Annotated in this window: 16 protein-coding genes; 7 read left to right on the forward strand and 9 right to left on the reverse strand. The window is 72.1% G+C overall.

The genetic code is table 11. The features are described 5' to 3' along the window. Window position 1: 1 nt before the first annotated feature. The 4 genes from ACWDD7_RS10495 to trhA all read right to left on the reverse strand — a co-directional run bounded on the left by ACWDD7_RS10495 (window position 2) and on the right by trhA (window position 3150). Window positions 2–346, reverse strand: a complete 345-nt coding sequence (locus tag ACWDD7_RS10495) for a hypothetical protein (RefSeq protein ID WP_450457038.1) — start codon at window positions 344–346, stop codon at window positions 2–4. A 48-nt stretch (window positions 347–394) separates the two neighbouring features. Next, window positions 395–1138: a Mut7-C RNAse domain-containing protein gene (locus ACWDD7_RS10500; protein ID WP_450457039.1), complete on the reverse strand. Its 744-nt coding sequence runs from the start codon at window positions 1136–1138 to the stop codon at window positions 395–397. 33 nt (window positions 1139–1171) lie between these two features. Then, window positions 1172–1822 carry a TetR/AcrR family transcriptional regulator gene (locus ACWDD7_RS10505; protein WP_450457040.1) on the reverse strand — a complete coding sequence of 217 codons (651 nt, stop codon included), beginning with the start codon at window positions 1820–1822 and terminating at the stop codon, window positions 1172–1174. 614 nt (window positions 1823–2436) lie between these two features. Further along, window positions 2437–3150 (reverse strand): PAQR family membrane homeostasis protein TrhA, encoded by a 714-nt coding sequence (gene trhA / locus ACWDD7_RS10510; protein WP_351879105.1) that lies wholly within the window; start codon window positions 3148–3150, stop codon window positions 2437–2439. 288 nt (window positions 3151–3438) lie between these two features. On the opposite strand from trhA, the gene ACWDD7_RS10515 reads away from it, so the two are divergent. After that, window positions 3439–5259 carry a phosphoenolpyruvate carboxykinase (GTP) gene (locus ACWDD7_RS10515; RefSeq protein WP_450457041.1) on the forward strand — a complete coding sequence of 607 codons (1821 nt, stop codon included), beginning with the start codon at window positions 3439–3441 and terminating at the stop codon, window positions 5257–5259. A 368-nt stretch (window positions 5260–5627) separates the two neighbouring features. Here ACWDD7_RS10515 and ACWDD7_RS10520 read toward each other — a convergent pair whose 3' ends face one another. Both ACWDD7_RS10520 and ACWDD7_RS10525 read right to left on the reverse strand, forming a co-directional pair. Then, a complete protein-coding gene (locus tag ACWDD7_RS10520; protein WP_450457042.1) occupies window positions 5628–6047 on the reverse strand; it encodes an SCO4983 family protein in 420 nt (139 codons plus the stop codon). Window positions 6048–6166: 119 nt separating this feature from the next. Next, window positions 6167–7378, reverse strand: a complete 1212-nt coding sequence (locus ACWDD7_RS10525; protein WP_450457043.1) for a pyridoxal phosphate-dependent aminotransferase — start codon at window positions 7376–7378, stop codon at window positions 6167–6169. A 125-nt stretch (window positions 7379–7503) separates the two neighbouring features. Between ACWDD7_RS10525 and ACWDD7_RS10530 the strand changes: the two genes are divergently transcribed. After that, a complete protein-coding gene (locus ACWDD7_RS10530; protein WP_450457044.1) occupies window positions 7504–8373 on the forward strand; it encodes a hypothetical protein in 870 nt (289 codons plus the stop codon). A 178-nt stretch (window positions 8374–8551) separates the two neighbouring features. Then, the gene (locus ACWDD7_RS10535) at window positions 8552–9406 is read left to right on the forward strand and encodes a trypsin-like serine peptidase (protein ID WP_450457045.1); all 855 of its coding nucleotides are present in this window, start codon (window positions 8552–8554) and stop codon (window positions 9404–9406) included. Window positions 9407–9424: 18 nt separating this feature from the next. Here the strand turns inward: ACWDD7_RS10535 and ACWDD7_RS10540 are convergent, their stop codons facing one another. Together ACWDD7_RS10540 and ACWDD7_RS10545 are read right to left on the reverse strand one after the other, a co-directional pair. Then, window positions 9425–11050: an N-acyl-D-amino-acid deacylase family protein gene (locus tag ACWDD7_RS10540; protein ID WP_450457046.1), complete on the reverse strand. Its 1626-nt coding sequence runs from the start codon at window positions 11048–11050 to the stop codon at window positions 9425–9427. A 20-nt stretch (window positions 11051–11070) separates the two neighbouring features. Beyond that, a complete protein-coding gene (locus tag ACWDD7_RS10545) occupies window positions 11071–12342 on the reverse strand; it encodes an alanine racemase (protein WP_450457047.1) in 1272 nt (423 codons plus the stop codon). Between the two features lie 183 nt (window positions 12343–12525). Between ACWDD7_RS10545 and ACWDD7_RS10550 the strand changes: the two genes are divergently transcribed. The 4 genes from ACWDD7_RS10550 to ACWDD7_RS10565 all read left to right on the forward strand — a co-directional run bounded on the left by ACWDD7_RS10550 (window position 12526) and on the right by ACWDD7_RS10565 (window position 15228). Beyond that, window positions 12526–13422 (forward strand): PfkB family carbohydrate kinase, encoded by an 897-nt coding sequence (locus ACWDD7_RS10550; RefSeq protein ID WP_450457065.1) that lies wholly within the window; start codon window positions 12526–12528, stop codon window positions 13420–13422. Continuing rightward, window positions 13419–14180, forward strand: coding sequence for an IclR family transcriptional regulator (locus tag ACWDD7_RS10555; RefSeq protein WP_450457048.1), 762 nt, complete (start codon window positions 13419–13421; stop codon window positions 14178–14180). The genes ACWDD7_RS10550 and ACWDD7_RS10555 overlap by 4 nt, the downstream gene beginning before the upstream one ends. A gap of 10 nt (window positions 14181–14190) precedes the next feature. Continuing rightward, window positions 14191–14616 carry a RidA family protein gene (locus ACWDD7_RS10560; protein ID WP_450457049.1) on the forward strand — a complete coding sequence of 142 codons (426 nt, stop codon included), beginning with the start codon at window positions 14191–14193 and terminating at the stop codon, window positions 14614–14616. 63 nt (window positions 14617–14679) lie between these two features. Continuing rightward, window positions 14680–15228 carry a hypothetical protein gene (locus ACWDD7_RS10565; RefSeq protein WP_450457050.1) on the forward strand — a complete coding sequence of 183 codons (549 nt, stop codon included), beginning with the start codon at window positions 14680–14682 and terminating at the stop codon, window positions 15226–15228. A gap of 60 nt (window positions 15229–15288) precedes the next feature. On the opposite strand, the gene ACWDD7_RS10570 is transcribed toward ACWDD7_RS10565, so the two are convergent. Then, window positions 15289–16110, reverse strand: coding sequence for a hypothetical protein (locus ACWDD7_RS10570; RefSeq protein ID WP_450457051.1), 822 nt, complete (start codon window positions 16108–16110; stop codon window positions 15289–15291). Window positions 16111–16581 lie beyond the last annotated feature (471 nt).

The raw sequence follows: 16581 nt of genomic DNA on the forward strand, positions 1-16581 counted from the left end.
GTCAGGCGCCGCTGAGGATCATCGCCCCCAGCGTCAACTGCGCGCCCCACTGCACGAACACGGTGCAGGCCCGGGAGTACGTCCTGCGGCCCCTGGGCCAGACCAGCGCCGCGATGCCCGCGACGAGGGCCAGGCAGAAGGCGAGGTCGAGTGCCGAGCCGGGGATGGTCGAGCACTGCTCGCCGTACATCAGGCACCGGCTGCCGCGTTCGCCGGAGAGGACGACCGCCCAGCACAGGGCGACGGTCGGCAGCAGCAGGACCAGTCCGGTGACGGCCCAGCCGCTGATGAAGCGGTCCTTCTGCCCGGGGGTGAGGGTCACCGGCCGCGGAGTCGTGGTGTTCATGCCTTCATCCCAGCGCGCGCCCCCGGCCGCCGGGACCGGCCCGCCTACTCAACCGCCCTGGGTAGTCCCCTGAGTACGCATGCTCAGCGCCCGCTCCACGACCGCCTCCAGCTGGTCGTGGTGCGCGCCCTTCCAGTACGCGCGCCCGCAGGAGGTGCACTGGGCGAAGACGTCGTACGACCGCTGGGTGCCGCCCTTGAGCTGCTGGGCCACCTCCTCCTTGGCGGCCGTCCGCAGCAGGCCGTTGCAGGCGGTGCAGCGGGTCCAGGGGTTCAGCTCGGGGGCGAAACGGTCGAGGACGTCGCGGAGTTGCTCCTCCGGCCGGGTGCTGTAGACGTACGCGCCGGCCCACAGTTCGCGGCGGCGCAGCAGCCCCCGGTCGCGGCTGAGCATGACCCGCTTCTCGGCCGCCGAGCGCGTGGCCAGCGCCGGGTCGCCGATGTCGGTGGACTCGTAGGCGGTGTCGACACCGAGCAGCCGCAGCCGGCGGGCCAGGGTGCCGAGGTGTACGTCGAGAAGGAAGCGGAGCGGGGCGCCGGGCACCTGCTGGGGGCGTGCCACCGCGCGCACGCGCACGGTTTCGCCCGCCCGCGGGATGTGCGAGACCGGCACCTCGCGGCCGTCCACGACCAGTGCGCCGACCTCGGTCAGCGGGATGCCGAGGGACTCGATGACATGGCCGAGCGTCGAGACGCCGTCGGTGCCGAGCGCGGTGGCGCCCGCGCGCCGTGCGGCGGGTACGAACAGGTGCAGCTCGGGGGCGACTTCGACGCGGATCTCGGTTCCGTTCACCTCGTCAGCATCGCATGCGCGCGGGCACCGGGCTCAGTGGTTCCCGGCGCCCGGCAGGCCGCGTTCCAGGACGTCCAGGGCGCGGTCGACCAGGTCCCGCAGATCGTCCCGGTGGCCGTGCTCGGCCCAGTACAGGGTGGTCTCCATCAGGCCGCCGATCAGCGACATGGCGTACACCCGCACCTCCAGGTCGCCCGGGTCGCGGCCGGTGCGCTCGGCGACGGCCTGGCACAGCGTGCGGCCGGTCACCGACATGCTCTCCATCATCCGTGAGCGCACCGCGGGGACCTGGACCATCAGCCGGGTGCGCAGTCGCGAGACCTCCGGGTCCTCGTCGACCCCGACCCGCACGGCGCGCCGCAGCACGTACCGGATGGTGTCGGTCCAGGGCTCCCGCGCGGGCCGCCGCCGGATCTCCTCCAGCATGACCGCGTCGAACTCGTCGGTGAGGACGATGTCCTCCTTGGTCGGGAAGTACCGGAAGACGGTCGACGGCGACACCTCCGCCCGGTCGGCGATCTGGTCGATCGTCGTGGCGTCGTAGCCCTGCTCCCCGACCAGGGCGTACGTCGCCTCGCGGATCGCCTCCCGGGTCTTGATCTTCTTGCGCTCCCGCAGGCCGAGGCGGGAGCCTTCGGAGCGGGTGCCGGAGGGGGAGGTGCTGGTGGGGCGTGCGGCCGTCATGCCGGTCATTGTCCGACAACGGCCGCCGGGGCGGCCACGACCGGGACCTCCTCGCCCGCACCGTCGCGTCGCACGACCGGGGCGTCCGGCGGCGGCGCCGTGGGCAGGGCCGCCGCGCGGGGTGGTGGGTGGGTACGTGCGGCGACCACCGGCTCCCGCGCCGTGTGCGCCACCGGGGTCGGCAGCCCGGCGGCGCGCCCGCCGGGCTGCTCCTCGGCCTGGTCCCGGGCCCGGCACTCCGACGTCGTACGGGTCCGGCAGGGCGGCGAAGGCCGGCACCACCAGGCCCGCGCCGACCACCGCGCGCTCCGGGACGGACCGCCGCCGCCCGAGCGCCCGCGGTCGCGACGATCGCCCCGAGCGACAGCGGCAGCAGCCGGAGGCCGGTGCCGAAGGCGTCGTGCCCGGGGACCGCCTGGAGGCGGCCGGGCACGGAGAACACCGGCGCGGACGGCACGAACATCACCGCGCGGGCGGCGATCGCCCGGCGACGCCCCGGCCGGCGTGCCGAGCAGGGCCCCGCCGGGGATCGTCCCGCTGCCGAACGGTCCAGGGCGCGAAAAGGCCACGGCTCGGATGAGCCGTGGCCGAAGGGGGCGGGAAGCGGAAGCGGGCTACGCGTGCTGGTACGCCACCAGCGAGATCCCCACGTAGTGCACGACGAACGCCGCGAGCGTGAAGGAGTGGAAGACCTCGTGGAAGCCGAACCAGCGCGGTGACGGGTTCGGCCGCTTGATGCCGTAGACCACGCCGCCCGCGCTGTAGAGCAGTCCGCCGACGACCACCAGGACCAGCACCGCGATGCCGCCGGTGCGCAGGAAATCGGGCAGGAAGAAGACGGCCGCCCACCCCATCGCGATGTAGCAGGGCGTGTAGAGCCAGCGCGGGGCGCCGACCCAGAAGACGCGGAAGACGATCCCGGCCGCCGCCGCGGCCCAGATGCCCCACAACAGCCACTGACCCTTCGCACCGGGCAGGAGCAGCATCGTCAGCGGGGTGTACGTCCCCGCGATGATCAGGAAGATGTTGGCGTGATCGAGGCGGCGCAGCACGCCGCCCATCCGCGGGCCCCAGTTGCCCCGGTGGTACAGCGCGCTGACGCCGAACAGCAGGCAGGCCGTGAGGACGTAGATCCCGCAGGCGATGCGGCCTCTGGTCGAGTCGGCGAGGGCGGTGAGCACGAGTCCCGCGACGAGTACGGCGGGGAACATGCCGAGATGCAGCCAGCCGCGCAGCCTCGGTTTGACCGGATGGGACAAGGAGAGCGCCAGGGGACCGCGGCCGCCGGCCGGCGTGTCGTTGGGCGCGTCGGGGGCGGACGCAGTCATGCGCCGCATGGTACCTACGCCCCCGTAAGTCACCTGTGAGGGGGTTCCCTCGGTCGGGCGGACGCAAAAAGACTTTCAGCCGAAATCAAGACGCACGCAAAGAAAACGCAAACGACGCTGGAACCGTGGCGGACCTCACGTCGCTCACCTGTGAGACCCCCTGGACAGATGGGCGCTCCAGGCGGATGATCAAATGAGTGCAGTCGGCACCGGATGAGCGACAGCGAAGCGTCCGGGTCGCAGCCCCCACGGGGCCGCAAGGACAAAATCCCTCACTTAGGAGCAACCGTGGCGCGCGACAACTCGGCTAGCAGCGTTCCCACCCGCCACCAGGAACTGATCTCGTGGGTCAACGAGATCGCCGAACTGACGCAGCCGGACAACGTGGTCTGGTGTGACGGATCCGAGGCCGAGTACGAGCGCCTGTGCGAGGAGCTCGTGGCCAAGGGCACCTTCAAGAAACTCGACCCGATCAAGCGCCCGCACTCCTACCTCGCCGCCTCCGACCCGACCGACGTCGCCCGTGTCGAGGACCGCACCTTCATCTGCTCCGAGAAGGAAGAGGACGCGGGCCCGACGAACAACTGGAAGGCCCCCGCCGAGATGCGGGAGATCTTCGCCGGCGACAAGGGCCTGTTCCGCGGCTCCATGCGCGGCCGCACCATGTACGTCGTCCCGTTCTGCATGGGCCCGCTCGGCTCCCCGCTGTCCGCGATCGGCGTCGAGATCACCGACTCCGCCTACGTGGCCGTCTCGATGCGCACCATGACGCGCATGGGCCAGGCCGTCCTGGACGAGCTGGGCGAGGACGGCTTCTTCGTCAAGGCCGTGCACTCCGTGGGCGCCCCGCTGGAGCCGGGCCAGGCGGACGTGCCGTGGCCGTGCAGCCAGACCAAGTTCATCTCCCACTTCCCCGAGTCGCGCGAGATCTGGTCGTACGGCTCCGGCTACGGCGGCAACGCCCTGCTCGGCAAGAAGTGCTACGCGCTGCGGATCGCCTCCGTCATGGCGCGTGACGAGGGCTGGCTCGCCGAGCACATGCTGATCCTCAAGCTCACCCCGCCGCAGGGCGAGTCGAAGTACGTCGCCGCCGCCTTCCCGAGCGCCTGCGGCAAGACCAACCTCGCCATGCTGCAGCCCACCGTCTCCGGCTGGACCGTGGAGACCATCGGCGACGACATCGCCTGGATGCGCTTCGGCGAGGACGGCCGCCTGTACGCGATCAACCCCGAGGCCGGCTTCTTCGGTGTCGCGCCCGGCACCGGCGAGCACACCAACGCCAACGCGATGAAGACCCTGTGGGGCAACACGGTCTTCACCAACGTGGCACTCACCGACGACGGCGACGTCTGGTGGGAGGGCATGACCCAGGAGTCCCCGGCCCACCTGACCGACTGGAAGGGCAACGACTGGACCCCGGGCTCCGAGGCCCCGGCCGCCCACCCCAACGCCCGCTTCACCGTGCCCGCCTCGCAGTGCCCGATCATCGCGCCCGAGTGGGAGGACCCCAAGGGCGTGCCGATCTCCGCGATCCTCTTCGGCGGGCGGCGCGCCAGCGCGGTGCCGCTGGTGACCGAGTCCTTCGACTGGGACCACGGCGTATTCCTCGGCGCCAACGTGGCCTCCGAGAAGACCGCGGCGGCCGAGGGCAAGGTCGGCGAGCTGCGTCGCGACCCGTTCGCCATGCTGCCGTTCTGCGGCTACAACATGGGCGACTACATGGCGCACTGGATCAACGTGGCCAAGGACAAGGACCAGTCCAAGCTGCCGAAGATCTACTACGTCAACTGGTTCCGCAAGAACGACGAGGGCAAGTTCGTCTGGCCCGGCTTCGGCGAGAACTCCCGCGTCCTGAAGTGGATCGTGGAGCGCCTGGACGGCAAGGCCGAGGGCGTCGAGACCCCGATCGGCGTGCTGCCGACCAAGGACGCGCTGGACACCGACGGCCTCGAACTGTCCGAGTCCGACCTGGACTTCCTGCTCACGGTCGACAAGGAGGTCTGGCGCGAGGAGGCCGCGCTGGTCCCCGACCACCTCAACACCTTCGGCGACCACACCCCGAAGGAGCTGTGGGACCAGTACCGCGCGCTCGTCGAGCGCCTGGGCTGAGCCCCTCGGAACTCCGCGGCCGGTCCGACTAGCCCTGACCAGCAATAGTCGTCACGAAGGCCAGCCGCGGTAGCGCACCGCACCGGGCCGGGACCCGCCCCGTACAACGGCGTACGGCGACGGTCCCGGCCCGGTGCGCGCGCATAACCCCGTACCCCCCGCACCCACCGCGCACCCGGCGAAAACCCGGCCCGGGGGTGTTCCGCCCAGGCGCCGGCGCGCGGTGATCCGCCGCCTCGCGGAGGGGCCCGCCCGCCCCCCGGCCCCGGCACGCCGTGCCCGGCCTCCGCTTCTGCGACCGCCACGTCGTGGACCTCGCCCGCGCCCTGCGCCCCGCGCCCGGGGAGAGTCGAAGATCACCGACCTCGTCAGCCGGTGGTGCTGAGTTCCCTCGGGTCGGCGAGGGCGGCCGTGTGGGCGTCCATGCGCTCGGCGGAGAGGATGGCCGCCGCGGTGTCCGCGCGGGAGGCCGCGACCACCAGGGCGCGGCCGGCCAGGGCGTGGGCGCGGCGGTGCAGGCCCGCGGGGTCGCCGGCGGCCGTGCCCGGCGTCGCGCGCGGCGGCTTGCCTCCCCGCAGCCGGCACACCTCGGCGACCAGCCGTTCCGCGGCCGTGTCCAGGTCGGCCGAGGGGGTCAGGGCGCGGAGTTCGTCGGTGACCGCGAGCAGCGCGGACAGATGTCCGGCGAGCTGGATGTCCAGCTCCTCCTCGCGCGACCGGTGGGGGAAGTCCGAAGGGGTGCCGGCCATCGTGCTGTGGACCGACTTGGTGCGGATCGGTTCGTACATGGGACGGCCTCCTGTGCTCTGACAGGAAGCCATCCTAGCTTGGAATTCGTCTAAAGTTGAGCCGCGTCACGGGCTGAAGCCCGTCGACTACGGACAGCCTTACCGAAGTCGGCCCCGGGCTACGGCTGCCCGTAGCCGTCCAGGAAGCTCCCGATCCGCGTCACCGCGTCCTTCAGGTCGACGGCGTTCGGCAGGGTGACCACGCGGAAGTGATCGGGCTCGGGCCAGTTGAAGCCCGTGCCCTGCACCACCATGATCTTCTCCTGGCGGAGCAGGTCGAGGACCATCTGCCGGTCGTCCCGGATCTTGAACACCTTCGGGTCCAGACGCGGGAAGAGGTACAGCGCGCCCTTCGGCCGGACGCAGCTCACGCCCGGGATCTGCGTGAGCAGCTCGTACGCCGTGTCCATCTGCTCCTTGAGCCGCCCGCCCGGCAGCACCAGGTCCGTGATCGTCTGGCGTCCGCTCAGCGCGGCGACCACACCGTGCTGCCCCGGCATGTTGGCGCACAGCCGCATGTTCGCCAGGATCGTCAGGCCCTCGATGTAGGAGTCGGCGTGCGCGCGCGGGCCGGAGATCGACATCCAGCCCACCCGGTATCCGGCCACCCGGTACGCCTTCGACATGCCGTTGAAGGTCAGCGTCAGCAGATCGGGGGCGACCTTGGCGGTCGGGGTGTGCGTGGCGCCGTCGTACAGGATCTTGTCGTAGATCTCGTCGGAGCAGACCAGCAGGTTGTGGCGGCGCGCGATGTCCGTCAGCCCCTTGAGCACGGCCTCGTCGTAGACCGCGCCCGTGGGGTTGTTCGGGTTGATGATGACGATCGCCTTGGTGCGGTCGCTGACCTTGCGCTCGATGTCGGCGAGGTCGGGCATCCAGTCGGACTGCTCGTCGCAGCGGTAGTGCACCGCCGTGCCGCCGGACAGCGAGACCGCGGCCGTCCACAGCGGGTAGTCCGGCGCCGGTACGAGGACCTCGTCGCCGTCGTCCAGCAGCCCCTGCATCGCCATCACGATCAGCTCGGAGACGCCGTTGCCGATGTAGACGTGCTCGACGTCCGTCTCGATGCCGAGGGTCTGGTTGTGCATGACGACCGCGCGCCGGGCGGCCAGCAGGCCCTTGGCGTCGCCGTAGCCGTGCGCCGTGGAGACGTTGCGGAGGATGTCCTCCAGGATCTCCGGCGGGCACTCGAAGCCGAACGCCGCCGGATTGCCCGTGTTCAGCTTGAGGATGCGGTGTCCCGCCGCCTCCAGCCGCATGGCCTCTTCGAGAACCGGGCCCCGGATCTCGTAACAGACGTTGGCGAGCTTGGTCGACTGGATCACCTGCATACCCGTGAGCTTAGGCCGCCTTGGCCGGTCATGGGTGGTGTTTTCCGCCACGCGATACGGAGATTTGCCCGGATTTGCGCCAACGGCTGCCCGCACACTCCCGCATCTCCCTACAATCCGCTGTCGTGTCCAGCGAACGTGAGTACGGGTCGGAGGCGTACGGCGCGCACGGCGCGGGGGAGGAGCCCCGGGTCCCGCCGCCCGTGTACCACCCGCGACCGGGCCCCGCCCCGGCGTACGAGGAGTACACCGATCCCGCCGCCGCGCACGGCTGGCAGAACGCGTACGAGGAGACGCGGGAGCTGCCGCCGGTCACCGAGGCGGGGCCGGTGGGACCGGGCGGTCCGGGGGCGCCGGGCGTCGGCGGGCCGTCCGGCGCGGGTCCGGTTGATCCCGGGCCGTCCGGCCTCGGTGATCCCGGTCACACGACCCCCGGTGCGTCGGCCCCCGGCGGGTCCGGTCTCGACACGTCCGGTCTCGACGACACGTCCCGTCTCGACGTGTCCGGTCTCGGGATGCCCGGTGCCGGGCCGGCGCCGGACGCCGCCGAGGGCCGGGCCGAGCGGCGGCGCCGGGAGCAGCGGCGCAAGGGCGGCCGTCGGCGCCTCGCGGCCGTCGCCGGGGCGCTCGGCGTCGCCGGCGCGGTCGCGCTGATCGCCGGGGTCTCGGGCTCGGACGGCCCGGCCGACTCCCCCCGCAAGGAGGTCGGGGGCGCCGGCGCCACGGGGGACACCGGCGCCGGCACCGGGATCCCGGGGGCGACCGCCTTCCCGTCGGCGACCTCCGGCACCAGCGCCCCCGCGGGGTCCGCCCCGCCCGCGTCCCGGGCCGCGGGCGTCAAGGCCACCACCTCCGGACCGGCGTCCGTCACCACCTCCGCCCCGCCGCCCACGAAGACCAGCGCCCCGCCCCCGGCGTCGACGACCGCGGCACCCACCAGGTCGCCCGTCGTGCCCGGCGGCAAGGGCAACGGCCACGGCAGGCGGCCCCACTGACCGACCTCAAGTCGTCCCGGAATCAAGCGAGTTGATCACAGGCGCCACACAGGGAAACCCCTACGGCCTGATCCGGCTTCTTGTTCCCACCCCCTCGCTGCGCTGAGAATGCGCATGACAACACAGCGGGCGACCGGAAATCCCTCCGGTCGCCCCCGTCGTAAGAGGGGACCCCCACATGAACAAGCCTCTCCTCGCCGCGCTCTCCGCCCTGGCCCTGGCCGGGCTGGGCGCGGCTCCCGCGGTCGCCGCCCCGCTCACCGTCAACTCCCCCGCGGCCAAGGCGAAGCCTGCCGCCGTCACCGTCAACTTCGCGGGCACGGTCTCGCTGAGCAACTGCTCCGGCTCCGTCATCCGCTTCCCCAACTCCGCCGACAGCGACCCGGCGTTGGTGCTGACCAACGGCCACTGCCTGGAGACCGGCTTCCCCGACCCCGGCCAGGTCATCACCGGCCAGTCCTCCAGCCGTACCTTCGGCCTGCTGAACGCCAGCGGCAGCAAGATCGCCACCCTGCGCGCCAACCAGGTCGTCTACTCCACGATGACCGACACGGACGTCACGATCTACCGCCTCACCACCACGTACGCGCAGATCAAGAGCTCCTACGGCATCAGCCCGCTCACCGTGAACGACACCCACCCCGTCGCGGGCACCGCCATCAAGGTCGTCTCCGGGTACTGGAAGACGACGTACAGCTGCAACATCGACGGCTTCGTGTACCAGCTGAAGGAGGGCGGCTGGACCTGGAAGGACTCGGTCCGCTACACCTCCAGCTGCAACACCATCGGCGGTACCTCCGGCTCCCCGGTCATCGACACCAGCACCGGCAAGGTCGTCGCCGTCAACAACACGGGCAACGAGAGCGGCGAGCGCTGCACGGTCAACAACCCGTGCGAGGTGGACGAGAACGGCACCGTCACCGTCCGCCAGGGCATCAACTACGCCGAGGAGACGTACGAGATCCCGGCCTGCTTCACCACCGGCAACACCCTGAACCTCGGCGCCGCGGGCTGCACCCTGCCCAAGCCGTAGGACGCGGGCGTACGGGGCTCACCTCGGCGTCCGGCGGACGGAACGGCCCGCGAGCACGTCCGTCCGCCTGCCGTCCTCGATGACGAAGCGGCCGTCGACGAGGACGTACGGGATGCCCGTCGGCAGCGCCCGGGGCGCGGCGAAGGTGGCGCCCGGGGCGACCGTCGCCGGGTCGAACAGCACCAGGTCCGCCCGGTACCCCTCACGCACCAGGCCCCGGTCCGGCAGCCGCAGCCGGGCCGCGGGCCGCCCGGTGAGGTGCGCGACGCACTCCTCCAGCGACAGCACGCCCGACTCCCGTACGTAGTGGCCGAGATAGCGCGGAAAGGTGCCGTACGCCCGCGGATGCGGCTTGGCGCCCCGCAGGATGCCGTCCGAGCCGCCGGTGTGGGCGCGGTGGCGCATGAGGGCGCGGACGTTGTCCTCGTGGCCGACGTGCTGGAGGACGGTCGTGCCGAGCCGGTCCTCGATCAGCAGCCGCCGGACGACCTCCCACGGCGTCCGGCCTTGTCCGGCCGCCGACTCGCTGACGGTGCGCCCCACATACGCGCCGAGCCCCGGGTCCGTCACCCCGGACACCTCGACCGTCTCCCACGCCACGGGCACGCCGTGGCAGCCGTCGGAGCCGGTCACCTCCAGCTCCCGCCGGACGCGCTCGGCCGTCGCCGGGTCCGCGAGCCGGGCCAGCACCTCCGCCGGACCGCCCTCGCCCGCCCAGCTCGGCAGCAGCGCGGCCAGGGTGGTGCAGCCGGGGGTGTAGGGGTACGTGTCGAACGTGAGGTCCACGCCCGCGTCGACGGCCCGGTCGAGCAGGGCCGTCAGCTCACCGGCCCGCCCCTCGTTCACGCCGAAGTTCATGGTGGCGTGCGCCAGATGCAGCGGGCAGTCCGCCGCCCGGGCCAGCGCCACCATCTCGGCGTAGGCCTCCAGCGCACCGGCGCCGTAGGAGCGGTGGTGCGGGCAGTAGTAGCCGCCGTACGCCGCCACCACCCGGCACAGCTCGGTCAGTTCGGCGTCGTCGGCGTACATCCCGGGCGTGTAGGTGAGCCCGGAGGACAGCCCGACGGCCCCCTGCTCCATCCCCTCGGCGACCAACTCCCGCATACGGCCGATCTCCCCGGCGGTCGCGGGCCGGTCCTCCCACCCCATGACGAGCGCGCGCACCGTGCCCTGCGGGACGAGGTAGGCGGCGTTCACGGCGATCCCGTGCCCGTCGAACCCGTGGTCCAGCCGGTCGAGGTACTCCCCGACCGTGCGCCAGCCGAATTCCACGTCCTCGCCGTACCCGTTCCACCCGGCGATCGCCCGGCGGACCTCCGCCAGCGTCCGGTCGTCCACGGGGGCGTACGACAGCCCGTCCTGGCCGATCACCTCCAGGGTGACCCCCTGCGCGGCCTTCGCGCTGTGGTCGGGGTCGCGGAGCAGGGCGAGGTCGGAGTGGGCGTGCATGTCGATGAAGCCGGGGGAGAGGGCGAGGCCCTCGGCGTCCAGCTCCCTCCTGGCCCGCGGCCGCTGGCATCCCGCCGCCGCGGCCTCCTTGACGATGGACACGATCCGTCCGCCGTCGACGACCACATCGGCCCGGTACGACGGCTCGCCGCTGCCGTCGACCACCTCGGCGTCCCGGACGACCAGCTCTTCCATACCGGGCCTCCCCGCTCGTCCTAGAAGTAGGTGCGGATGTAGTCGACCACCGTTCCGTCCGCCTCGGCCACCGGAATGAGCTGCCACTTCTCGAAGACCGTGCACGGGTGGGACAGCCCGAAGCCGATCCAGTCGCCGACCCGGACATCCGCGTCGGGTCCGGTGCGCAGCCACAGGTGCTGGTCGGACAGCGCGGTCACCTCGATCCCGGCCGCCGGCCTCTCCGCGCCGTCCCGCCGCACCACCCGCGCGACCGGGAGGCCGAGGTCGTAGGAGACGTCCCGCTTCCCCGCGTTGACGAACGCCTCCGCCGCCGAGGGCCGCGAGACGACCTGCGCCCACAGCCGGAACGCGGGCTCCAGCGCGCCCTCCTCGGGCACCCGGTTGAACGGGGTCTGCTCGCGGTAGTGCACGTCGTCGTGCGAGACGTACGCGCCGGAGCGCAGGAGTTTCAGGACGGGGCGGGAGAGCGCGGGGACGCCGGCGAAGACCTCGGCGACGGCGTCGAACCACTCGCTGCCGCCGGCGCTGATCACGATCTCCTCGGCCTCCTCGAACAGCCCGTCCCCGTCGAACGCGGCGGCGAGCGCGACGAGCCGGTCCAGCCACTGACGCACCCGCGCCGGGTCCGCGTCCGGCACCTGCGCCTCGTACCCCGCCACGCCGACGAGCCGGAGCGCCCGCGCACGGCCGACCGCCTCGGCGACGGCCCGCGCGTCCGCCGCCGTCCGGGCGCCGGTACGGGCCTTCTCGCCCGCGCCCAGCTCCACGACGACGTCCACCGGCCGTACGGCCCCGCGCAGGGCCGCGTCCATCAGCTCCACGCCGCGCACGGAGTCGACGTAGCAGACGAAGCGGAAGCCGGGGTCGGCGGCGAGTTCACCGGCGAGCCAGCGCAGGGCCGAGGCGTCCACCAGCTCGTTGGCGAGGAAGATCCGCTGAACACCGAACTCCCTTGCCACGCGCACCTGGTGGGGCACGGCGAGCGTGATGCCCCACGCCCCGTGCTCGATCTGGCGCTGGAAGAGCCGCGGCGCCATGGAGGTCTTGCCGTGCGGGGCGAAGGCGAGGCCGTGGCGCGCGGTGTACGACTCCATGACCGCGAGGTTGTGCGCGAGGCGCTCGGCGGAGAGGACGAGGAGGGGGGTGGTGAATCCGTCGTTCGCGCCGAACAGATTGCGGCGCTGGCCGGCCAGCTCCCGGACGGTGAGGCCGTGGGCGTCCGGCGGGAGGCCCTTGAAGCGGTGGTCGACCTGTTCCCCGGCCAGCCGGTCGAGCGCTTCGGTGTCCATGGAGCCCCTCTTCGGCCTGTTGCATTCTGTGCAACGTCCATTGCGTATGGTGCTCACCGCTGTCTAGCATCTCGCCGAAGCCGGGTCAACGGAGCCGCCGCCCGCGGGATCGGAGCCATCATCGACGACGCTGCTGACGGTTTCGAGGGTGCGGCCGTGGACGTGGTCGCGCCGGGCGAATCCATGGTCACCTTCTTCCCCACCGGGCCGGAGCGCTCGGCCGGCGTGCGGTCCCTCGACCGCGCGACCGGCGGCGCGGAGTCCGACGCGGCGTGCGCGCCGGCGGCCTTCGGGCATGCGGCGGGGCGGGTGAGCGGGGTGGGGGCGGACGGGTGGGAGCACCTGGTCGAGGGCGTCGAGGGGTACGGCGTGGACATGTCCGCCGTTCACCGGGACCCGGCGCGGCCCACAGGCGTGTACGTCCGTACGGCGGCCGACCGTGCGGCACGGGCGCCCGAGGCGGCCCACTACAGGGCGGTGTCGGCGGTGTCCTTCGCCGACACCGACCTCGCGGCCGTGGCGGCCGGCCGCGTCCCGCACCTGGGGGGCATCACCGCGGCCCTCTCCGGCGAGTGCCTCGCCCTGACGCGGGAGCCGACGGCTCCGCGCCCCGGCCGCCCCCTCGTCTCCTTCGACGCCGACCACCGGCCCGCGCCGCGGCGTCAGCGCCCGGACGGACCGCGTGTGCTCCTGGAGCCGGCGCGGCGCGCGGACATCGTGTTCGTCGCCACCGACGAGGCCCGGGAAGCCCGGGGCCTGCGCGGCGGACGGTCCGTCCTGGCGGCGCTGCCGGAGCCGGCGACCGTCGTCATCGAGCAGGGCAGGGACGGCGCCACCGCCTGCGACAAGGTCACCAGGGTCATGGAGGACGGCGACGGCACCGCGACCTTCGTGCGCGCGCCCACGGTGGACGTCGTCGCCCATGTCGTCGCGGGCGCCGCGTTCGCCGCCCCCACCGACCTCGCCCCGCCCCCCACCCGCGCCCCCGCCGCCCTGAACGACGCCGCACGGGGAAGACCGCGACCCGCCCCCGGCTGGACGCAGCCCGCGTGGGCCCCCGAGGAGGCCAACACCCCATGAGCCAGACCGTCGACCGCGCCCTGAGCATCCTGCCGCTGCTCGCCGAGGGCCCCGCCGACCTCGGCCGGGTCGCCGACCACCTCGGCGTCCACAAGTCCACCGCCCTGCGCCTCCTGCGCACCCTGCACGAGCACGGCCTGGTCTACCGCCAGTCCGACCACCGCTACCGCCTCGGCGCCCGCCTCTTCGGCCTCGCCCAGGAGGCGATGGAGAACCTGGACGTCCGCGAGATCGCCCACCCCCACCTCGTACGCCTGAACGAACAGTGCGGCCACACCGTCCACTTGGCCGTGTACGACGACGGCGAGGTCCTGTACATCGACAAGGTCGACAGCCGCTACCCGGTCCGCATGTACTCCCGCATCGGCAGACCCGTCGCCCTCACCGTGACCGCCGTGGCGAAACTCCTCCTCGCCGACCTCCCGCCCGCACAGCGCCGCGCCCTCGCGGAGAAGCTCGACTACCCCTCGTACACCCCCCGTTCGACCCCGAACGCCGACGCCTATCTCCAGGAGCTGGCCGAGGTCCGGGAACAGGGCTGGGCCACCGACCTCGGCGGCCACGAGGAGTCCGTCAACTGCGTCGCCGCCCCCATCCGCGGCGTCGACGGCCGCGTGGCCGCCGCGATGTCGGTGTCCGCCCCGAACGTGGTCGTCACCGCCGACGAACTCCTCGCCCTCCTTCCGCTGGTCCGCCGCACCGCGGACGCGATCAGCGCCGAGTACTCCGGCAGAACACCGGTGACCGAACACCCGTAAGGACCCCCGCATGACGGAAAAGACCGCCCTCACCCCGAAGACCCACACCACCCCGCCCGCGAAGTTCTCGCACGGGGTGCGCAAGGGCAACATCCTCCAGGTCGCCGGCCAGGTCGGCTTCCTGCCCGCGGAGGAGGGCAGGCCCCCGACCCCGGCCGGCCCCACCCTGCGCGAGCAGACCCTCCAGACACTCGCCAACGTCAAGGCGATCCTGGAAGAGGGCGGCGCGAGCTGGGACGACGTGATGATGCTCCGCGTCTACCTCACCGACGTCGACCACTTCGCCGAGATGAACGACATCTACAACGCGTACTTCGAGGCCGAGGCCCTCACCCAGCCGCCCGCCGCCCGTACGACGGTCTACGTCGGCCTCCCGCCCGGCCTGCTGATCGAGATCGACGCCCTCGCCGTGCTCGATTCCCCCGGAGCGGCGTAAGTCGCGCGCCTCGACGCGCGGGCTGACTGGTTCCGGCACAGGGAAGTCGTCCATACTGCCGCCGTGGAGCAGCGCATAGGATCAGGCAGCAATCCGTTGAACACCGAAGCGTTGAAGACGGAAGCGGTGAAGGCCGAGCCCGTGACGGGCGCCGGCTTCGACCCGGCTTTCATCCCGGGCCTCACGGCCCCGGCGACGCCCTTGGCGAAGCAGGAGGAGCCCGAGGCCGAGACGCCCGACGAGTCGGCGGAACCCGCGGAGCCGGCGTCGCCGGAGACAGCCGGGGGCGCCGGGGAGAGCGCGGAGGACGAGCCCACGGCGCCCGCCGACGGCCCGGTCTTCGAAGCCGCCGACCGCCGCGCCAGGATAGTGGCCGACCACAAGGGCGTCCGCCTCAGCCTGGACGAGGAGGCCTGCGAGTTCAGCTGGCCGGAGATCGCCGCGGTGGAGTCGGAGTCCCCCCGCTTCGGCAAGCGCTACACGATCACGGTCCACACCCCCGACCGCCGCTGGTACCCGATCGAGATCGAGGCCACCTCCCGCTCCCGCTTCAAGGAATGGGACGAGCAGCTGGACGCGGTCCTGGACGCGTACTTCGAGGACGGCGACTGACCGACGCCCCGCGCTCCACGAGCCGGCTCCACGGGAGCCGGCTCCCTCACCCGTGCCCCGCTACGGCCGATGTCGCTCGATCCGGTCGAGCTGCCCGGCCAGCAGTTCCCGGTGCCCGATCCCGAAGTCCCCGTTGACCAGCGCCTGCCCGCCGTCGCCGTAGTACCGCCCCATCACCCGGTCGGGCAGAAGACCCCGCAACGTGTGCCGCATCCGCCTCGGATACTCGACGGCCGTGCCCCACCCGTCCCCCGCCTCGTCACTGGAGAACAGCACCCAGTGATCGACCGGCACGACGGCATCCAGGTCCGGTGCCCCACCGGTGTGACTGTCGAGCGCCGGCACGGTCAACCGGTCGGGGTCGTTCGGCGGGTACCAGACGAGGAGCGGCTTGGCCCGCCGCGCGTCGGCGTTGTCGAAGCAGCACAGCGCCACCGCGTGATCCGGGAAGTGCTCGGCATAGAAGGCAGGCAGCTCCGGCTCGATCCGCGGCCTCCGCTTCCAGGGCACGCGATGCAGCGCGGTGAGGATCAGCGTGGGGTCGTCGGCGAGCAGCACGGTGTAGACGTCATGCTCAAACACCCGCACGACCGGCTCGGCCTCGGCGCCCATCCAGGCGATGCCGTCGGGCTCGGCCTCCGACGCCGCGACGGCGTCGACCATCCGCCGCAGCACGTCGCCGTCCCTGCCGACCGGGACGAACTGCTCCGGCGCGAGCCGGCGGGTGGGCAGATGCAGCAGCATGGCGTTCGGCCCGTCCGCCAGATTCGCGACCGTGTTCTGGTACCCGACCACATGTATCAGCCCGTGCTCGGGATGCCGCTGCCGCCCGCAGTAGAGCACCGTGCCCGAGAACGCGGCCGCACTCGACGCCACACACATACGAACCCCCTCTCCGGGCGAGCCACTCCATCACGACGGCTCGCCCGCCGTCGACGGGCCGTGGTCCGTCCCGCCCGGGCCGGCCCCGGCACAGCGGGGGGCGGGGCCGGATGTCAGACCGGCCGAGAACTTCTGATAAAGTCTGGACGGCCGGAAGGGGAAGCGCGAGAGCGAGAACCCGGAAAGCACCGAGGAAATCGGATCGAGAGAAGATCTGATAGAGTCGGAAACACCGAAGGGAAGCCCGGAGGAAAGCCCGAGAGGGTGAGTACAAAGGAAGCGACCGTTCCTTGAGAACTCAACAGCGTGCCAAAAGTCAACGCCAGATATGTTGATACCCCGTCCATCGGATCACCGATGGTCGAGGTTCCTTTGAAAAAACACAGCGAGGACGCTGTGAACGATCGGACTATTCCTCCGGTCGTTCCGCTCTTCAGTGTGTGTCACCGGCCGAATTTTCCGGCCGAGTAA

This window comes from Streptomyces sp. NPDC001056 (assembly GCF_053598955.1).